The sequence below is a fragment of the Fructilactobacillus sp. X1R3C1 genome (genome assembly GCF_059901545.1).
In genome coordinates this window covers 65261-85238 of record NZ_JBWXUT010000002.1, presented here as the reverse complement: position 1 = coordinate 85238, position 19978 = coordinate 65261, and the positions used below count along the sequence as shown (strand labels likewise).

Genomic DNA, 19978 nt, shown 5'->3' with positions numbered 1-19978 from the left:
TCAATAATCTCCCGTTTCTACTAACCCATGATTAACATAATAATCGGAATTACGATGATAAAGAGGACTGAGGTAGATACAACCACGTTTGTAGCAAACTTAACGTCACCATGATAAGTTTGTGCCAAAATTGGCAGAACTGCAAGTGAAGGCGTAGCAGCTTGAACAATCAAAGTCTTGGAGAAGGTCGGAACCATTGATGCTCCGAGCTTGAACCCAACAAAAATAATTGCAGCCATGACTAATGGTGAAATCACGAAACGGCCTGCTAAAGTCAAAATGACATCTTTATCAAAATGCATGTTTCTAAGACCAAATGATCTCAACATAATTCCAATATAGATTAATGCAAGTGGAGTAACCAGTGCCCCCAAATCAGTTAAGGTTGTTTGGACAAAATTAACCAATAAATGTTCCTGAAGCCATGGAATATACAAAAATGGAATGGCAACAATGAATCCCCATAATGGAGCCGGAATCAAATGGTGCCAATCAAATTTAGCTTTGGAACCATCTTTAGCTGTTGGATCGTCTGCAGCAATTACCCAAACACCTAAAGTCCAAATAATGATCGTATTTACAATATAGTAAACAAGTAAATAAGGGACTGATATCTCACCAAATAAGGCAACGTTTAAGGGCATTCCAATAAAAACGGTATTAGCACCGTTAATACCGGTCATCATCAGTCCTCTTCGACCCTTTTTAACTCTAAATAACTTAACTTCAATCCATGAAATAACGTAGCCTAAAAGGATAGCAAGGACAACATAGATTAATCCAGTTGACAAATTAGCTAGTTGTTCTGGATGAAAATATTTAAGCATCGCCACAAAAATAGAACATGGCAAAGCAACTTTCATAATAATCTTTGAGATTGAACCGGAAAATGATTCTTTAAACCACCCGAGTCCTTGTGTTACATAACCAACTGCAATCATAATTACAATCGCTAGCACACTCTGGATTGATGTAATAAATATTGCCATAATTGCACCTCTTATCCTTTTTCACTATATTTTATAATTGAATTTGTGACTGTTTTAACAACATTTTCATCAAAAACCCCAGGGACAATTTTATCTGGAGTAGGATCAGGAATCATGCTGGCTAACGCGTCAGCAACGACTTCCTCAATTTGGTATGTAACCTTTTTAATTCCACTCTTTAAAAGTCCTTTGAACAGACCTGGGAAAACCAAAATATTATTAACTTGATTTGGATACTTACTAGATCCAGTCGCAATCACTTTAGCACCACCAGCTTTAGCGTCTTGTGGAAGAATTTCCGGAACTGGATTAGCAAGCGCAAAGACAATCGGATCCTTTGCCATTCTTTTAACTTGACTAGTACTTAAAACATTAGCATCTGACAGACCGATAAAAACATCCTGATCATCAATTACATCATCCAGAGTTTGTCCTTCTTTTCCGTTCAAGGATTGGGCAAGTCCAGTTTGATATGAATTATAGTTCTCACTATTTGGCTTAACCACGCCATCGATATCAACCAAAGTAATATTTTTAATGCCAACATGCTCCAGCAACGAGGCAGTAGCGACACCAGATGCTCCAACCCCATTGACGACGATCTTTAAATCTTTCAACTCTTTACCAACTACTTTACTAGCGTTGATTAATCCGGCCAAAACTACAATAGCAGTTCCCTCTTGGTCGTCATGATAGACCGGAATATCTAATGTTTTACTCAAGATATCCTCTAACTCAAAGCATTTTGGTGCCGCAATGTCCTCCAAATGGATCCCAGCAAAGGTATATTGAATACTTTTAATGTGAGTGGCCATTTTCTTGGCATCTTCCTGATCAATGGCAACTGGTAACGCATTAACATTGGCCAAGTCTTTATATAACAAAGCTTTCCCTTCAACAACCGGAAGCCCTGCAGCTGGTCCGATGTTACCTAATCCTAGAACTGCTGAACCATCAGTAACAACAGCAAGCAACTTTCCACTCATTGTGTACTTGTCCTTTAAACTAGGGTCTTTTTCAATGGCCTTGGAAATCTTAGCAACACCAGGTGTGTAAGCTTCACTAAGTTCCTCACGGTTTTTTACAGGAAATTCTGATTCCATTTCTAGCATTCCCGTGTGCTTTTCATGAATGGAATAAATATTATCAGCCACGTAAACCCCTCCAATTGTTTTTATTTTCACGCAGACAAGATTGCTCATATCCGCTTACATTGTGATTATATTAACCAAAGTGCGTAAAGTCAACCAAGTTAACACTCTTTAACAAACCCAAATAAAAAACGACCTCATTAAAGTGAGACCGCTATTAAAGGGTTAAGTCTAATAATTCACACGATGATATTTCTTACCATTGTGATTTATTATATTCTTTTCACAAACTTCAACAAAATATCGTTAAACACATCTGGCTGTTCAGCCATAATAATATGCCCCGCATCTTCAACAATCTGATAATGACCATTATGAGCCATCCCAGCTGCAACTTTTGCAAAGTGATAATCAAAAAATGGTGATTTTCTTCCCGCTATAATCATCAATGGAACCTTCAAATCACTCAAAATGTCACGCCAATCTTGAAAAGCATGATCCACTAACAACGAATAGTTTAAGTCGGCGTCATATGGATACTTCTGTTTTAACGATTGAATCTTACTATATAAAAGATCATTAATTTTACTATAAGTCGAACGTCCAAATGGCTGCTTCAAAAATTCAGGAAAATTACTCCAGTCTAAAGCCTTAAATCCGTATGGCCATGACCGATCCGCAATCATCTTAGGACTCTGATCAACGTCTACAATGGCCTTAATTCCCTTATCAGTAAACAAAGAAACGTACGCAAACATGGTTGCTGCTCCCATTGAATTCCCAAGCAAGATTGGTTCTTTTAATTTTAGTTCATTCTGAATCTCATATAAATCCATCGCATGGCGCGACATTCGTTCATCCTTACTAGTACGCTCAGACATCCCCTGATTTCTAGCATCCACGTTAATAACCCTAAAACCGCTTTCGACTAATTTTTGGACAGTAAGGGTCCAAATCTCTTTATAGCCCCCAATTCCGGTAAGAATCATCACGGGTTGATTGCTTTTATTTCCCTCATCATCATAGTCTAATTCCACATTATCAGAAGTATAAAATTTCATTATCGCTTCACCATTTTCTTTAAGATTTATTTTATATGTTAGCACTTCTCTTACTACTAGATTCGTACCAATACCAAAAATTAATTGGTAGTATAATAACTACGAAAGAAGGGATGATATGAAACGGATTACTTTAACATTTCCAGCACCTGGAAATTCAGATACTAAAACCATTAAAGTTAACGATGACAATCAGTACGTCATGAAATTAACTACCTTAGATAATCTGGCTCCAGATGGCCATTCACTTGAAATTGAATTTCTTCCTAAGACCAGTGAAGATTTTCCAGAACGAGGTACTACCATTTATCTAAATGGTTTTGATAAAACGTTCAAATTGTCAAATGGTGATATTCTAGTAGCAAAAAGTATGTAATAAAAAGGGTCTGTTGATTAAGTCAACGGACCCTTTGGTTTTATTTGTGATCTAACTTATCTTGTGCTTTTTGAGCTGCGACGTTCATGATATTCCATGGACGGTCAAAACCTGGTTGGAAGAAGAAGTCAGCATATGCCAAGTCATCAACAGTCATGTGTTGTTGAATTGCTAATGAAATGGTATTGATATTAGCAGTTACATCTCGTTTAGACATGATTTGAGCACCCTCAACTTCACGAGTCTTTGGATCAAAAGTTAACTTGAAGTAGACTTCTGCATTCAACTTATCATCATGAACAAACGGAGGAACCGCAGTGTCAACAACAAAGACGGATTCAACGTCAACGCCAGCTTTTTCAGCAGTAACGTCCTTAAATCCAGTTGAGGCAAACTTGTAATCAAAAACATGAAGTGCTGATGAACCAGAAACTTCAGTAGTCTTACGCTTCTCATCGTTCAGGTTCATGGCAGCTGAGCGACCTTGACGTCTAGCGTTAGAAGCTAAAGCAATGATTTGCTTCTTGCCAGTGGGTGCGAAAGTAACCTCGGTAGAATCACCAACGGCAAAAATATCAGGTTGATTGGTTCTTTGATATTCATCGGTCTTAATCATGCCCTTTTCGTCAAGATCAACTTTACCTTTAAGCCAATCGGTAGCAGGACGAATTCCGGCAGTTTCAATCACTAGATCAGCATCCCATTGGTCACCATTAGTTGAAATAACTGAAGAAACGTTTTCATCATCATCACCAACGTATTCTTTAACACTTTGGTTCAATGACAATTTTACGCCGTTCTTTTTAAGCTCAGCTTCAAGAATTTTAGTAAACTCTGGATCCAAGTAAGTAGGAAGAATGGTTTTACCAGTATCAACTAAGGTAACGTGCTTGCCAGCTTTAGCGAATGATTCAGCTGCTTCAATCCCAATGTATCCACAACCAACAACCGTGACGTTGTTGATACCTGGAGTAACTTCAGCTTCCTTCAATTTAATGGCCCAATCACGTCCACGCATTGCGTAGATATTACCTAATTCCTTCCCTGGAACTGGAAGTTGGAATGGATTAGCACCGACACTTAAAATTAATTTATCATATTTTTCAGTGCTCTCTTTACCATCGTTAACGTTTAAAGCGGTTAGCGTGTGAGCCTCAGGATCAATATCAGTGATTTCAGTATTAATGTGGACATTTACACCTAATTTTTCCATGCCTTCTGGAGTTGCATAACTTACAGAGTTAACATCTTTTACGACGTTTTGAAGATATAATTCAATTCCACAAGATAGAAAAGATACAAAGTCTCCCTTTTCGTACCATTCGATGTCAGCATCAGGAAAATCTTTTAAAACTCCTCTGACAGCTTCGAATCCACCATGAGATGATCCAATTACAGCTACTTTCATATCTGCTTCCTCCTTCAATTTTTAAATTGTCGTTCTCTATGAACATTTTTATAGTACCACGCAATTACCTAATGAGACTACAAAATGTTCAATATTTAATAAATTATTTGCACACAATTTGATTGAACTACCCATAAGTTAAGCAATTAATAACCGATAAGATAAGTTACTAATAGTATCCATAGTCATCATCTTTTGGTATCATGACGTATAAATTATTAAGGGATGAATTAAAATGAAAAAAATTTATTTTTTGTGTACGGGAAACTCGTGCCGAAGCCAAATGGCGGAAGGATTTGCCAAAAAATATTTCCCGCAAAACTGGCAAATAAAAAGTGCGGGAGTAAAAACTCATGGTTTAAATCCAGTTGCGGTTAAGGTGATGAAAGAACGTGGAATTGATATTTCTCACAACACATCCAAGCTAATTGATAAAAGTTATTTAGTTAAGTGTGATTTAATCGTTACGCTTTGCGGAGACGCTAAAGATAAGTGTCCAGTTACCCCACAATCAGTTGCAAAAATTCACTGGCCACTTAAAGATCCTGCACAATTTAAGGGATCCAAATCAGAAGTAATTGAAACTTTTAGAAACGTCCGCAATCAGATTGACCAATTAGTAAAACAATTGTCAGTTGATGAGACTAAATAAACTAATTATTACACGACAAAGACCTAGATCAACTACTGCAACTGATCTAGGCCTTATTAAATCTTACGATCACTACACATACTAATACTAATTACAAACGTGAAAACAAGTAGTATTAATACATTTAGTTTATCTTACTGCTCTTTTATCACATGGATAACAAATGAAGATTACGAAACTTTGATATCTAGGTACTTAAAAATTTGCTTCCTAATTCTTTGAGATTTAGGACTCATCTCACCATGAATTGCCCGATTTAATTCAACTGGTGAGACATCAACAATTTTTGACATATCAACTTGAGTCAAGTCCTTGTTAATTAAAGCAACTTTGATCTTTTTAAATACTCTTTGAGCATTACGTTCCAATTCAACGTTAGCCATTATTGATCCCTCCTTTCACAATTTATTAATTAAGTTATTGACTATGTCTATCCTTTGGAATAAAATGTAAATATGATGAAAATAATGGACTGTACTTAAACTATTTTCTTCGTGGGAACTAGTTTAGATACTTTTAACCATTGATATTATTCTGGACTGACTGATCAATTACTTAACTAAATTAATTATCAATCATATAAAATAAAATGTCAATGATTTTCTCTATTATTTGAAATAACTTTTTTAACCACCAATTTCAGAAAAGGAGAAACAATTTTGACAACAATTGAACGAATAAAGAGACTTTCAAGAATGCGTGGATGGTCACTTCAGTTAGTGGCCCAGAAGGCTGGGATTGGGATTAACAATATTTATACTTGGAACAAGAAAACTCCTAGTACAAAAAGCCTTGGAAAAGTCGCCAAAGTACTTGGAGTGTCGATCGATTACCTATTAGGAAATACTAATCAACTTAACTATCACAATGATAGTACAAGTGCTAAATCAAAAACTAATGAGACAATTGATCTTCCTCTCATTGGCAGCATTGCTTGCGGAAAACCAATCTTTGCTGAACAGAACGTTACCGCGTACTTTCCAACTTTAAAAGAAGGACTGCCAAGTGGTGAGAATTTCTGGTTAAAATGTGACGGAGATTCAATGGCTCCTACCATTCAAAACGGATCGTACGTTTTAATCCATTATCAACCAGAGGTGGAGAATGGTGAAATTGCCGCTGTCCTATTAAACGATAACGACGAAGCTACTCTTAAAAGGATTAGTACTCAAAAAGACCAAACCGTCTTAGTTCCTGATAATAAGGAGTACCCACCGATTATCTTGAATAAAGATAATCCAGGAAAAATCATTGGAAAAGCAATCCGGATGCAATCTGAATTATAAAAGCTCAATAACACAAAAGACTATCAAAACTTGTAATTTTGATAGTCTTTTGTGTTGTAATACTACTTATAAAGGAGAGTACAGGATTTGAACCTGCGCGCCGGCTATAAACCGGTTCGCCGGATTTCGAGTCCGGTGCATTACCACTCTGCCAACTCTCCATAACTAACACCTTTCAAGTATAATCGTAAAAGAACCGACAATCAACTTGAGAGGTGTTTTTTTAATTTAAAACTTAATCATATTTAATCAGACTGAGAATATCATAGTCTTTAATCTTATCGCGACCCTTTAAGTCCATTAATTCGACAATAAAAGCCGTTCCAACTACTACTCCACCAAGATCTTTGACTAACTCAATGGTAGCTTCAATGGTACCACCTGTAGCTAGCAAATCATCAGTCACAAGAACTCTCTGACCTGGTTTAATCGCATCATCATGCAAATAAAGTGATGACTGACCGTATTCCAAACCATATGTAGCTTTGACAGTTTTACCAGGTAACTTCCCTTTTTTTCTTGCAGGAGCAAATCCAATTCCAAGTTCATATGCAACGGGACATCCAACAATAAAGCCACGCGCTTCGGGACCAACAATCATATCAATGTTCTTACCCTTGGCATAGTTGACAATTTCGTCAGTAGCTTGACGATATGCTTCGCCACTTTCTAGTAATGGAGAAATATCTCGAAAAGTTACACCTGGCTCTGGAAAATTAGGATAACTTGCTACATAATCCTTTAAATTAAGGACCATAAAAAATACTTCCTTTCTTATTATCAGTTCCCAATCTTATTAATTATTTTCACCAAATCACTTGGGGAAACGTTAAAAAGAGCATCTTCTACTTTTAATTGCTCTTCTCGCAATTGGTACGTGGGAGAAGTTGACAAGCTTTGCTTGTTTGGATTACTGATACCATTCAAAATTCCATCCCGAATGGTGATAAATCCCAGTTCATTAAATACCTGCAACATGAAAACCAGAATATTGGTTGGAACCTGCAAATGGTTTGCAACCTCACCAACATTCTTTGAAATTTGCACATTTTTATTAGTTTCAACGAACTTAAATAGTTTAGCATACTGTGAACGTTCTGGCATCCCTAAATTTAAAATATGATTCTTTTTATATAAATACAATATAATTTCAGGATTTTGGAAATGATTAACAGCGCCTTTTAATTCACCAAGTGTTTCAGGACAATCAACAAGATAAACTACCCCATTCGTAATATCTTTTTTAACATCCGAAGCAAGCATAGCTTTAGAATTCTTACCAACATATGATTTTAATTGTTGATACAAGTTACGATGAAAGAAAATATACGTTCCCGCATTTACAAACATTGACTTAGTTAAGGTAGTGGTCCGTTTGTCAATAACAACGGTTCCGTCAACTTTAAGATCATCAACCATCAACTGAAGATTAGTACGACCCTTCCACTCATTTTCATTCAAGGTCGCTGCTACGTTAATATTAGCTGACAATTTAGAAACTTCAGTAGCAACATCACCCATCCCAAAGTCAATTGCAGAAATCCGTGAATGATTGCCAACAGCTTGAAATTTAAGGTGATCATGGGCTTTCCCAATTGCCTGAACATTAGTTAAAGCAATCGGATCAACGTCAAATCGGGGGCATTCATTATCAGTCCCAAATGGACTCAAAGTTTGAATTTGTTGAAATAACTTTTGATCAATTTCATCTGGAGTAACTTTAAAATCAATTTTTAAAGTTGGCTTTTGTGATAAATCAACCTGCTGTTTTGCTGCTGACCGTTCAAACCGCTCAGCTAGTGTTTTTAAATTATCAGCTGGAACCGTTAATCCAACTGCCATCGCATGTCCACCAAATGCATCCATCAGATCACGTTCACTATCTAAGGCTTTAAAAAGATCAAATCCTTTGACACTTCTTCCGGATCCCTTGGCGATCTTATTTTGGTCATCAACACTGACAACAACCGTCGGCTTATGAAATTTATCTTTAACTCGACTAGCTGCAATACCTAAAACTCCAGTATGCCAATCCTTTCCCACAATTAAAAGGGTTTCTCTCTTCTTATTCTCAGGTGAATCAGCTTGAGCGATTGCCTCGTCCGTAATTGAACTAACCAGTAACTTCCTTTGATCATTTTTTTGCTCAGTCTTCTTAGCTAGTTCATTAGCTTGATCGTCGTCAACCGTAGTAAGCAAATCAACTCCCATATTGGCGTCACCCATCCGTCCAAGTGCATTCAATCTAGGAGCAATGTTAAACCCAATGTCCTGTTCATCAACTTTTTCCAAATCAATTCCAGATCGTTTAATAAGGGCTTTTAATCCAGGTCGCACCGTCAAATGAATGACATTTAATCCAAACTGAACGAGTGCCCGATTCTCTCCGGTTAACGATACTAAGTCAGCAACCGTCCCGATTGCGGCTAAATCTAGTTTATCTTGAGGAATTTCATCCATTAATGCCGTCGCCAACTTAAAAGATACTCCAGCTCCAGAAAGATACTGAAACGGATATTTAGGATCGGCCAACTGAGCGTGAACGATTGCATAGGCGTTTGGCAACTTTTCTGGTAATTCGTGATGATCGGTAATAATCACATCACAACTCAATTTATTAGCTTCCTCAATTGCATCAAAGCCGGCAACTCCATTATCAACAGTAACAATTAACGAAGTTCCACTATCAATAATTTTTTGAAAGGCCTTCACATTTGGACCGTATCCATCTTTAAACCGATTAGGAATATAATAACGAACTTCCGCTCCCATCTCGACTAGCGTTTCATATAAAATGGCGGTACTAGTAAGTCCGTCAGCATCATAATCCCCATAAACGGTAATTTGTTCACCGTTTTCAACTGCCAATTCAATCCGTTCAACTGCTTTTTGCATATCATGCATTAAAAAGGGATCGTTTAAGTCACTAGTATCCGGGTTTAAGTAATGTTGAATCTTATCGACATTATCATAACCACGTTCAAACAGTAAGCTAACAACTAACGGTTCAAGTCCCAAATCATTAGCTAGTTGATTAACAGCATCTTGGTTAAGATTATTTTGTTTTAGCTCCCAATTATACTTTGAAGAAAGCAAATATGGATCCTCTTTTCACTATTTTTCGTTGTCCTTTTGCTGTTTATTAATTACATCTTCAACGTTTCGATTATCTTGATTAACCTTTTGTTTACTAATTGAATTCTTTAACTGCATCTTTAGAGAATCAATTTGTTTATTTAAATCATTAATTTGCCCCTTTAATCCATCAATGGTTTTCTGTGAATCACGATTTTCTTTTTTCCGCTTGGAACCATTTTTAAATGAACTGATCATTGATAATAAGAACATGATTAAAGCCCCAATTAGTAATGTCAATAATAAGACTAAGATTAACGGCATTTTAACCGTCGTAAAACCAAAATTAATCTCCGCACTTCCCATATTTAACAAAACAAAAATAGCGACAATCACAATCAAGACCATGCTTAAAATCATTGAAACTTGCTTTTTCATTGGGCATTCTCCTCTCCCTTATTAAAGGGAATATCAATAAAATCAAAATCTTTAACTACCTTGGTATTTGGAAAAACTTGTTGAGCCTGCCTCTGTAACTCATGAGCCATTTTAGCAGTATACCTTGCAGAAATGTGCGTTAATAATAATCGTTTTACGTTGGCATCCCTGGCGGTATTAGCAGCCTGGATGTTCGTAGAATGATAGTAATTGTGAGCTAATTTTGCTTCGCCCTTTCCAAAAGTACTTTCATGAACTAAAATGTCAGCATTTTGCGCTAACTTATTGATGGTATCAACTTTTCTCGTATCCCCTAAAATGGTAACAATTCTCCCCTTTTGGGAATTACCAATGTAGTCCTTGCCATTAATGACTCTCCCGTCACTAAGTTTAACCGTCTTACCTTCCTTAAGCTTTCCGTACAGTGGACCAGACGGAATATTATCCTCCTGCAATTTATCAACAAGCAGTTCACCCGGATGATCATGTTCAACAATTCGAAAACCCCAACTTTGAACTTGATGATCAAGCTTTTCCGCATAAACTGTAAACTTTTTACCGTCAAAAATCTTACCAGGCTGGTCCAGCTCTACGTATTTTATTTTATACCCTAACTTAGTCTGCGTCACTTGCAAACTAGTCTGAACGTAATTTTTGATTCCAAAGGGGCCATAAATGGTAACCGGATCATCTCCGCCTTGAAACGAACGACTTGATAATAATCCCGGAAGACCATAGATATGATCACCATGAAGGTGGGTAATAAAAATCTTATTAATTTTTCGCGGTTTTAACGTTGATCGCAAGATTTGTTGTTGAGTACCTTCCCCCGCATCAAACAACCACACGGAATTAATCTCATCCAACAATCTTAAAGCGACACTAGAAACGTTTCGAAACTTACCAGGAACTCCCGCACCAGTTCCAAAAAACTCTAATTGCATATCCTATCGTTCCTTTTTGACACTCAAATTTTTACACTCGTGAAGAATTACTATACAATTGTAGCATACCACATTAGCAATAATAAGCTGAATCTAGGTGATAACTTTGAGATTAAACGAATTTTACGTCTCATCCGAAGATTTAAATAATTCATATAAAATATACGTTGAAATTAATAAGGTTATTTTACCAGTTTTTGACATTGAATGTTCGCAAAATAAAATTTTATTAGTACCAAGCAAAAACAAACGGTCACTAACCTTGAATCAATTTAATACCCGGACAAGAGAACTTGATGATCATCTATCACTTTTTTGTAAAACAATTGAAACTCCAAAACTATTCGGTTATCGTTTAAAAAATGATGAGCTTATTTTTGGATAATAAAAGACGATACCACAAGTATCGTCTTTTATATTATTCAACATATGAAAAGGTAAAGTCCGAAATTGATACCAGATCGCCATTCTTAGCGCCGGCATCCCGTAGTGCTTGATCAACACCCATTCCACGTAATTTTCGAGCTAATCTTAACACACCTTGTTCATGTTCAGTATTGGCCATTTGAATTACTCGTTCAATCTGATGTCCAGACAGAACCCAAGTTCCATCTTCATCTTTTGTCAAAGTAAACGGCTTTTCATCCTCATCGGGACGGTAAATGACTTCCTTAGAATCATTAAGCTCGTTAGCACCCACAATTGGAAACTTTGGTGCCTTATCAAGTTCACTACTCGTTTCTCGAATGAGATCATTAAGCCCTGAATGAGTAATGGAAGAAATGGGAATAATTTTGCCATTAACGTGGTCATTATGTTCAGCTAATTCACGTTTAAACAACTTAAGATTTTCAGCCGAATCCGGCATATCCATTTTAGAAGCAATGATGATTTGGGGACGTTTCAAAAGACTTTTATCAAAATTAGCCAGTTCATGATTGATTTTTTCATAGTCATCATACGGATCACGTCCCTCAACTCCACTCATATCAACAACATGAAGGATAACTCGAGTTCTTTGAATGTGTCTTAAAAATTCAAAACCTAATCCCACACCCTTGGAAGCTCCCTCAATCAGTCCAGGCAAATCAGCAATCACAAAGTCACTTCCATCATGATTTCGTACAATCCCCAGATTAGGAACAATGGTCGTAAAGTGGTATTGAGCTACTTTTGGTTTTGATGAAGTAATTGCACTTAATAACGTGGATTTACCAGCCGATGGAAAACCGACTAAACCAACATCAGCTAATAACCTTAACTGAAGTTCGATCTCCATTTCTTGACCTGGTTCCCCATTTTCAGCAATTTCTGGCGCAGAATTTTTAGGGGTGGCAAAGTGAACGTTTCCTCTTCCTCCACGACCACCCTTTACAACTACAACTTCATCGTTTGCTTTAGTCAAATCCGCAATTGGCTCGCCGGTCTCTGAGTTATAAATCGTGGTGCCATCGGGGACATGTACTACCAAATCCGGTGCACTTGCACCCGTCATCTTTTTGTTAGCACCATTCCCACCGTTTTTGGCTTTAAATTGTTTTTTATACTTAAAATCCATTAAAGTTGACATTCCAGTATCAACTTTGAAAACAACGTTACCACCATGGCCACCATCACCACCAGAAGGTCCACCATTTGGTACATATTTTTCCCGACGAAATCCGACCATTCCGTCTCCACCTTTACCAGCCTTAACTTTAAATTTTACTTGATCTACAAACATAATTTCTCCATTTTCATATTAGTTTTTCATCATCTTGGCCACTGGTGCAACGTTCTCAAAGGTCAATTTTACCGTCTGAGCAACTTTCTTTGAAATACCGACTGCTTGAATGTCTTCGACACTAGCATCTGCAATGTTTTTGGTGGAACCAAATTTTCGCAAAAGTTTATTTCTAGTTTTGGGTCCCACTCCTCTAATACTATCTAATCTAGAAGTCATCGAATTCTTATTATGGAGTTGATGATGATAGTTAATTGCAAAGCGATGCACTTCGTCTTGAACCCTTTGAACTAGATAAAAGGCCTGGCTTTTCGGATTTAAATTAACGTGATGATCATTACTTCCGTAAAGCAAATCAGCCGTCTTATGTTTCTCATTTTTCACCATTCCAGCTACTGGAATGTGCAGATTAAGTTCATTTTCCAAAACATCGGTAACGGCATTCATCTGAATCTCGCCTCCGTCCATTAGGATTAAATCTGGCATTTCAGCGTGCTCCTTTAATAAACGTGTGTAGCGCCTTCTAATCACTTCGCGCGTGCTGGCTGCTTCATCGGCATGATCAACGGTTCTTAACTTATATTTTCGGTACTTCTTTTTATTCGGTTTCCCATCTTCAAATACTACCATAGCAGAAACCAAATCAGCACCTGAAATATGAGAATGATCAAAAGCTTCGATTCGTCCGAGATGACCAATTCCTAAAGCATCACCCAACTCATCCATTGCTCCGGTAGTCTTTTTGCGATCCATTTCCATTAACTTAAACTGTTCGTTTAAAACCAATCGCGCATTATGCTCTGCCATGTCCAAAAGGGCTTTCTTTTGGCCACGTTGAGGGGTTCTAACTGGCACTCCGATCATCTTCGAAAGAACATCATGGTCGATTGAGTTAGGTACCAAAATTTCTTTGGGTGGAATCCGATCAGAATCGTTATAAAATTGAACGATATAGCTAGTCATCTCTTCATTGGCGGTACTGATAATCGGAAACAATTTTTTCTCACGTTTCATTAAACGTGCCTGCCGAATAAAGAAAACTTGTACAGAAAGCCATCCCTTATCAGCATAAAAATTAAACACATCTCGTGGGGTATTATCATGTGAAATGATTTTTTGTTTCTCAACGGTCGCATCAATGTAATGCAGTTGATCGCGCAATTCAGCTGCCCGCTCATACTCCATGTTATTTGATGCCGTATTCATTCGTTTAGTCAGTAGTTGTCTAGCAGGTCCCACACTACCGTTTAAAAATGACTTGATTTTCTTGATTTGAGCATCGTACTCTGACTTAGGTACTTTCTTAAAGCAAGCTCCCAAGCACTGTCCCATGTGGTAGTACAAACAAGCTCGTTTTTGATACCCATTACAACGTCTGAGTGGATACATCTTTTGTAAGAAATTCAAGGTTTCATCTGCAGCATAGACGTTTGGATATGGTCCAAAATAATATCCACCATCATTTTTAACGGTATTAGTAATCAACATTCGGGGATCACGTTCATTAGTAATTTTAATGTAAGGATACCCACTGTGTCCTTGCTTTAAACGAACGTTATAATAAGGCCGATGCTTCTGAATCAAAGTGATTTCAAGTAAAAATGCTTCTTTGTCATTTGAAGTAATGATTGTCTCAAAATCAGCAATGTTTCGCACTAATTTGGCTCGTCTCCCATACTGAGTACTCTTGAAATAAGAGCGAACTCGATTCTTTAGGTTTTTTGCCTTACCAATATAAATAATTTTGCCATCTTTATCTTTCATAATGTAACAACCGGGTTGATCCGGAAGTAACGTTAACTTTCGTTCAATTAAATCAGATGCCATAAACTCCCTCCTTTCCGATAAATACTACTGTTACAATTATAATGAATTAGTTACAGTTTGTATAACAAACTGACATGAAATGATTTTTTTGCTATGATGAGTTTAAAGGAGCGATCGATATGGGACTAAAAATTAGAAGAAATGAAGATCTTGATGCCATGTTCAGTAAATTCGCTAAAGAGAATCCGAAAGATCCTAACCGTACCAAGTTTTTGAATCATAAAAACAAAGAAGACCAGCGCGAATCAAAAAAGAATAGAATATTAGATCAAGACAAAACCAAATAAACACAAAATCAGCTGTTCTCACAGCTGATTTTTTATTACTTAATTTGTTGCTCAATCCAGTTCCAAATTTGATCTGCTCCGACCTTGGTTTTAGCAGAGAACATTATCAACGGTTCATCTGCTTCAAGCTCCAGCCCTTTTCGCAACGTCTGTTCTTGTTTCTTGATTTTACTTTTAGGAATTTTATCAACCTTAGTCGCTACATAAAGCACGGGAATTCCATAATACTCTAACCAATCACGCATCTGAATATCGTACTCACTCGGGGCGTGTCTACCATCAATTAAATTGATCACTCCCCGGAGCTGTTCACGTTGCGTTAGATAAGTCTCAATCATTTGAGCCCATTTTTCCCGTTCCGTTTTAGAAACCTTCGCGTACCCATATCCTGGAACGTCAACAAAGTAGAGTTCATCGTTAACGCAATAAAAATTCAAAGTTTGAGTTTTTCCAGGTTGACCAGACGTATGAGCGTAATCCTTTCGGTTAATCAACACATTCGTTAGTGAAGACTTGCCGACGTTAGATCGACCCAAAAAGCCAATTTCTGGATATCCAGTAGTGGGATACTGTTTGGGATCAACTGCACTCATTACAAGTTCAACATCATTTACGTCCATTATTATCTCCGTTTAATTACTTTGTTTCGCTTTTTAAGACCATCTTTGGTTCTTTACCACTATTTACTGAATCTGGGGTAACAATCACTTCTTTAACGTCATCACGACTTGGAAGTGAATACATGATATCTCTCATCACACTTTCAATCATAGAACGAAGACCACGAGCACCCGTATTTCTAGCAATGGCTTTTTTTGCCATGGCCTTAAGTGCAGCGTCTTCAAATTTAAGTTGGACACCCTCGAGTGATAAAAGCTTTTGGTATTGTTTTACTAACGCATTTTTAGGTTGAGTCAGAATTTTGACCAGATCATTTTCGCTTAACTTATTCAAAGCGGTCAAAATTGGAAGACGACCGATAAACTCTGGAATTAATCCAAAATTCATCAGGTCCTCAGGAATTACTTTTTGCATAATATCTTCATCAGCAACGTCTTGGGTCTCATGATTATCAACCCCAAAACCAATTGTTTTATCACCTAAGCGTCGTCTAACAATATCTTGAATTCCATCAAAAGCCCCACCAACAATAAACAGAATATTCTTCGTATTAATCTTAATAAACTCTTGGCTCGGGTTCTTTCTACCACCCTTTGGTGGAACATTAGCGGTAGTTCCCTCTAAAATCTTTAACAGAGCTTGCTGGACACCTTCACCAGATACATCTCTTGTGATTGAAACATTTTCGGCTTTTTTAGCAATTTTATCAATCTCGTCAATATAAATGATTCCCTTTTCAGCCCGATCAACGTCATAGTCAGCGTTCTGTAAGAGTTTCAAAAGAATATTTTCAACATCTTCTCCAACATATCCAGCTTCAGTCAACGTCGTAGCGTCAGCAATTGCAAAGGGAACGTTTAAAATTTTAGCAAGTGTTTGAGCCAGATAAGTCTTCCCCGATCCAGTTGGTCCAATCATCGCAATATTACTTTTCTGAATCTGAGCATCATCATAAGCATGTCGTTCTTGGTTACCATCTTCACTTTCATCATCATCTTCAGAATCATTCAAAGCCTTAATTCTCATATAATGATTAAAGACAGCCACCGCTAGCGTTTTTTTGGCTTCATCTTGACCAATCACATACTCATCAAGTTTTTTAACAATTTCACTTGGGGTAAGCACATTGATGTCTTCAACATTGGTCTTGTTTAATTCATCACTCATGATTTGTTCACACAAATCGATACATTCATTACAAATATATACACCGGGTCCAGCAACAATTTTTTTTACTTGGTCCTGTGACTTTCCACAAAAGGAGCAAGTAATGGTCTCATTTTGATTTGAATCATCATACATGGTATCTCTCCTTTTTGTTAATTCGTTGTTAATTCGTCTCGTTGCCTGCAATTTGAAACTATACCATACTAATAGAACCTTTTAAAATAATTTGCTCTACAAAAAAAGACCCGCTCTAACAAGCGGATCCCATCTTGTATAAATTATTTCTTATTTTCTTTACTGGAATCCTTCTTTTCAGAAGCCTTCTTGGTAGTTGATTTTGGTTCTTCTTTAGCACTGTCAACCACAATGTCAACGGCTTTTTGAATACCAATATCATGTTTTAACATGTCATCAGATAATGCATTACGAACGGCAGTTTCTTCCATTCCGTATTGTTTAGCGAGGTTGCTAACTTCTTTTTGAATGTCTTCTTCACTAGGATCAATCTTTTCAGCTTTAACAATTGCTTCTAAGACCAAATTAGTTTTAACTCGACGATCTGCACCATCAGCAAATTGCTTCTTTAAGTCCTCTGGCTTAGTACCAGTGAGTTTGTAGTACATTTCAGCGTTAATACCCTGCTGCTGCATTCCAGCTAAGTACTGGTCCATTTGACGTTGAACGTCATCATTAATCATAACTTCTGGAATATCTTTAACAGTAGCATTATCTACTGCTTCACTAATAGCCGTATTTTCCTTGGCATCGTGAGCGGCTGATTCTTTTTGTTCCTTAAGTTCTTTTTTAACTTTGTCTTCCAATTCAGAAAGAGTATCAACATCTTCATCAACATCTTTAGCAAAGTCATCATCAAGCTTAGGAAGTTGTTTCTCTTTAACTTCATGGAGTTTAACCTTAAAGGTAGCTTCTTTGCCAGCTAGTGACTTTTCTTGATAATCCTTAGGGAAGGTAACTTTTACTTCGACATCATCGCCAGCCTTTTTTCCAATCAATTGATCTTCAAATCCTGGAATGAATGATCCTGAACCAAGTTCAAGAGAATAGTTATTTGCTTTTCCACCTTCAAAAGGCTTGCCATCAACAAATCCCTCAAAATCAATGGTAACAGTGTCACCTTTTTTGGCAGGACGATCAACTAGAACAAGTTCAGCTTGAGATTGACGCATTTTATCAATCTTAGCATCAACGTCTTTCTTGTAAACTCGAGTGCTTTCCTTTGGAACGCTTAGTCCTTTGTATTGACCAAGTTTAACGTCAGGTTTAACGCTAACAGTAGCCTTTAAGACCCAAGGCTTCCCTTTTTCAATTGAATCAACACTAACGTCAGGTTGACCAACGGGTTCAATGCCAGCGTCTTTAATTGCTTCACTGTAAGCATCTGGTAATAACAAATTCAAAGCATCTTGGTATAAAGCTTCTTCACCATACATTTGGTTAAATACTTGTCTTGAAACTTTACCCTTACGGAATCCAGGAACTTTAATATTTTTCTTATTCTTTTTGAAAGCTTGATCTAATCCTTCTTTAATCTTATCAAGACCAATTTCAAAGGTTAATTCCCCATCATTGGTACCTTTTTTCTTCCAATCTGCCATAACATTTCCTCCAACATGAAAAATATTTACACACTTTTCCAAGTAATAGTATTCAAATAATATTCTAACTTAAGCGTCCTCAAAAGTAAACAGCGACGCTAAAACGGCCATAGCAATAAAAAAGAGATTGAAGACATTGTCTTCAATCTCTAAATAAAAATACTAATTAATCATCGATTTCGGTAACAACACCGGCACCAACGGTATGTCCACCTTCACGAATAGTGAACTTAGTACCCTTTTCAATGGCAACTGGCTTAGTTAAGTCAACGTGGAAAGTAACATTGTCTCCAGGCATTACCATTTCAGTTCCCTTGTCTAATTCGATAACACCAGTAACATCAGTGGTGTGGAAGTAGAATTGAGGACGATAGTTTGAGAAGAATGGAGTATGACGTCCACCTTCTTCTTTGGTTAAGATATAAACTTGACCAGTGAACTTCTTGTGGGTTTGAATTGAACCAGGCGCTGCAAGAACTTGTCCACGAACAACTTGGTCACGATCAATACCACGAAGTAATGCACCGATGTTGTCACCGGCTTCACCTTTGTCAAGAGTCTTTCTGAACATTTCAAGACCAGTAACAGTGGTCTTCAATGTGTCAGGGACTAAACCAACAATTTCAACTTCGTCGCCGACTTTGATGCTACCACGGTCAATACGACCAGAAGCAACAGTTCCACGACCAGTGATGGTAAACACATCTTCAACAGGCATTAAGAATGGCTTGTCGTCATCACGTTCTGGAGTTGGGATGTATTCATCAACAACATCCATTAATTTCATGATGTTTTCTTCTTGTTCTTTGTCACCTTGAAGTGCTTTCAAAGCTGAACCACGAACAACCGGAACATCGTCACCATTGTAACCATATTCTGAAAGCAACTCACGAATTTCCATTTCAACTAAGTCGATCAATTCGTCGTCATCAACCATGTCAGTCTTGTTCAAAAAGACAACAATGTGGTCAACACCAACTTGTCTAGCAAGCAAAATGTGTTCACGAGTTTGTGGCATAGGACCATCAGTTGCGGCAACAACAAGAATGGCACCATCCATTTGGGCAGCACCAGTGATCATGTTCTTAACGTAGTCAGCATGTCCTGGGGCGTCAATATGTGCATAATGACGCTTTTCAGTTTCGTATTCAACGTGGGCAGTATTAATAGTAATACCACGTTCCTTTTCTTCTGGTGCAGCATCGATATCAGCAAAGTCTTCAGCCTTAGCCAAGCCTTTTTCTGATAATACTTTAGTGATTGCTGCAGTTAAAGTAGTCTTCCCGTGGTCAATATGGCCGATAGTACCAATATTAACGTGGGGCTTTGTTCTTTCATAATGTTCTTTTGCCATTTATGAAACCCTCCTGTCATTTTCGTAAGATAAACATCAGCAAAACGCCAATGTCTCTTTATT

General features: G+C 37.3%; 20 protein-coding genes and 1 tRNA gene. 5 read left to right on the top strand and 16 right to left on the bottom strand.

What is annotated here, in order from left to right; genetic code table 11:
- Positions 1-20: 20 nt before the first annotated feature.
- The 3 genes from AC6UD8_RS02635 to AC6UD8_RS02625 all read right to left on the bottom strand — a co-directional run bounded on the left by AC6UD8_RS02635 (position 21) and on the right by AC6UD8_RS02625 (position 3141).
- Positions 21-989, bottom strand: coding sequence for an AEC family transporter (locus AC6UD8_RS02635; protein WP_500693867.1), 969 nt, complete (start codon positions 987-989; stop codon positions 21-23).
- 11 nt (positions 990-1000) lie between these two features.
- Positions 1001-2191 (bottom strand): NAD(P)-dependent malic enzyme, encoded by a 1191-nt coding sequence (locus tag AC6UD8_RS02630; RefSeq protein WP_500699428.1) that lies wholly within the window; start codon positions 2189-2191, stop codon positions 1001-1003.
- Between the two features lie 161 nt (positions 2192-2352).
- Positions 2353-3141 (bottom strand): alpha/beta fold hydrolase, encoded by a 789-nt coding sequence (locus AC6UD8_RS02625; protein WP_500693869.1) that lies wholly within the window; start codon positions 3139-3141, stop codon positions 2353-2355.
- A gap of 118 nt (positions 3142-3259) precedes the next feature.
- Between AC6UD8_RS02625 and AC6UD8_RS02620 the strand changes: the two genes are divergently transcribed.
- Positions 3260-3517 (top strand): hypothetical protein, encoded by a 258-nt coding sequence (locus AC6UD8_RS02620; RefSeq protein ID WP_500693870.1) that lies wholly within the window; start codon positions 3260-3262, stop codon positions 3515-3517.
- A 40-nt stretch (positions 3518-3557) separates the two neighbouring features.
- Here the strand turns inward: AC6UD8_RS02620 and AC6UD8_RS02615 are convergent, their stop codons facing one another.
- Positions 3558-4925, bottom strand: a complete 1368-nt coding sequence (locus AC6UD8_RS02615; RefSeq protein WP_500693871.1) for an FAD-dependent oxidoreductase — start codon at positions 4923-4925, stop codon at positions 3558-3560.
- A gap of 235 nt (positions 4926-5160) precedes the next feature.
- Here AC6UD8_RS02615 and arsC point away from each other — a divergent pair, with 235 nt between their 5' ends.
- The gene (gene arsC / locus AC6UD8_RS02610) at positions 5161-5577 is read left to right on the top strand and encodes an arsenate reductase (thioredoxin) (protein ID WP_500699426.1); all 417 of its coding nucleotides are present in this window, start codon (positions 5161-5163) and stop codon (positions 5575-5577) included.
- A gap of 170 nt (positions 5578-5747) precedes the next feature.
- Here the strand turns inward: arsC and AC6UD8_RS02605 are convergent, their stop codons facing one another.
- Positions 5748-5960 (bottom strand): helix-turn-helix domain-containing protein, encoded by a 213-nt coding sequence (locus AC6UD8_RS02605; RefSeq protein WP_500693872.1) that lies wholly within the window; start codon positions 5958-5960, stop codon positions 5748-5750.
- Positions 5961-6236: 276 nt separating this feature from the next.
- Between AC6UD8_RS02605 and AC6UD8_RS02600 the strand changes: the two genes are divergently transcribed.
- Positions 6237-6863 carry a helix-turn-helix domain-containing protein gene (locus tag AC6UD8_RS02600; RefSeq protein WP_500695563.1) on the top strand — a complete coding sequence of 209 codons (627 nt, stop codon included), beginning with the start codon at positions 6237-6239 and terminating at the stop codon, positions 6861-6863.
- A 72-nt stretch (positions 6864-6935) separates the two neighbouring features.
- Here AC6UD8_RS02600 and AC6UD8_RS02595 read toward each other — a convergent pair.
- From AC6UD8_RS02595 to rnz, 5 genes are all read right to left on the bottom strand, one after another.
- Positions 6936-7024 (bottom strand) — tRNA-Ser (locus AC6UD8_RS02595).
- A 74-nt stretch (positions 7025-7098) separates the two neighbouring features.
- A complete protein-coding gene (locus AC6UD8_RS02590; RefSeq protein ID WP_500695562.1) occupies positions 7099-7620 on the bottom strand; it encodes an adenine phosphoribosyltransferase in 522 nt (173 codons plus the stop codon).
- 23 nt (positions 7621-7643) lie between these two features.
- The gene (gene recJ, locus AC6UD8_RS02585; protein WP_500699424.1) at positions 7644-9959 is read right to left on the bottom strand and encodes a single-stranded-DNA-specific exonuclease RecJ; all 2316 of its coding nucleotides are present in this window, start codon (positions 9957-9959) and stop codon (positions 7644-7646) included.
- A gap of 18 nt (positions 9960-9977) precedes the next feature.
- A complete protein-coding gene (locus AC6UD8_RS02580; protein ID WP_500693882.1) occupies positions 9978-10376 on the bottom strand; it encodes a LapA family protein in 399 nt (132 codons plus the stop codon).
- Positions 10373-11320: a ribonuclease Z gene (gene rnz, locus AC6UD8_RS02575; protein WP_500695560.1), complete on the bottom strand. Its 948-nt coding sequence runs from the start codon at positions 11318-11320 to the stop codon at positions 10373-10375. Before rnz ends, AC6UD8_RS02580 begins: the two co-directional genes overlap by 4 nt.
- Before the next feature lie 106 nt (positions 11321-11426).
- Between rnz and AC6UD8_RS02570 the strand changes: the two genes are divergently transcribed.
- Positions 11427-11705 (top strand): hypothetical protein, encoded by a 279-nt coding sequence (locus tag AC6UD8_RS02570; protein ID WP_500699422.1) that lies wholly within the window; start codon positions 11427-11429, stop codon positions 11703-11705.
- A 33-nt stretch (positions 11706-11738) separates the two neighbouring features.
- On the opposite strand, the gene obgE is transcribed toward AC6UD8_RS02570, so the two are convergent.
- Both obgE and uvrC read right to left on the bottom strand, forming a co-directional pair.
- On the bottom strand, positions 11739-13043 hold the full coding sequence (gene obgE / locus AC6UD8_RS02565; protein ID WP_500699420.1) for a GTPase ObgE: 1305 nt from the start codon (positions 13041-13043) through the stop codon (positions 11739-11741).
- Positions 13044-13061: 18 nt separating this feature from the next.
- A complete protein-coding gene (uvrC, locus tag AC6UD8_RS02560) occupies positions 13062-14870 on the bottom strand; it encodes an excinuclease ABC subunit UvrC (RefSeq protein WP_500699418.1) in 1809 nt (602 codons plus the stop codon).
- 119 nt (positions 14871-14989) lie between these two features.
- Between uvrC and AC6UD8_RS02555 the strand changes: the two genes are divergently transcribed.
- Entirely contained in the window at positions 14990-15157 is a 168-nt protein-coding gene (locus AC6UD8_RS02555) for an SPJ_0845 family protein (protein WP_500699416.1), read from the top strand.
- Between the two features lie 35 nt (positions 15158-15192).
- Here the strand turns inward: AC6UD8_RS02555 and yihA are convergent, their stop codons facing one another.
- The 4 genes from yihA to tuf all read right to left on the bottom strand — a co-directional run bounded on the left by yihA (position 15193) and on the right by tuf (position 19915).
- Entirely contained in the window at positions 15193-15777 is a 585-nt protein-coding gene (gene yihA / locus AC6UD8_RS02550; protein WP_500699414.1) for a ribosome biogenesis GTP-binding protein YihA/YsxC, read from the bottom strand.
- A 16-nt stretch (positions 15778-15793) separates the two neighbouring features.
- Positions 15794-17080, bottom strand: a complete 1287-nt coding sequence (gene clpX / locus AC6UD8_RS02545; protein ID WP_500699412.1) for an ATP-dependent Clp protease ATP-binding subunit ClpX — start codon at positions 17078-17080, stop codon at positions 15794-15796.
- 143 nt (positions 17081-17223) lie between these two features.
- Entirely contained in the window at positions 17224-18561 is a 1338-nt protein-coding gene (gene tig, locus AC6UD8_RS02540; RefSeq protein ID WP_500699410.1) for a trigger factor, read from the bottom strand.
- 166 nt (positions 18562-18727) lie between these two features.
- On the bottom strand, positions 18728-19915 hold the full coding sequence (gene tuf, locus AC6UD8_RS02535; RefSeq protein ID WP_500693891.1) for an elongation factor Tu: 1188 nt from the start codon (positions 19913-19915) through the stop codon (positions 18728-18730).
- Positions 19916-19978 lie beyond the last annotated feature (63 nt).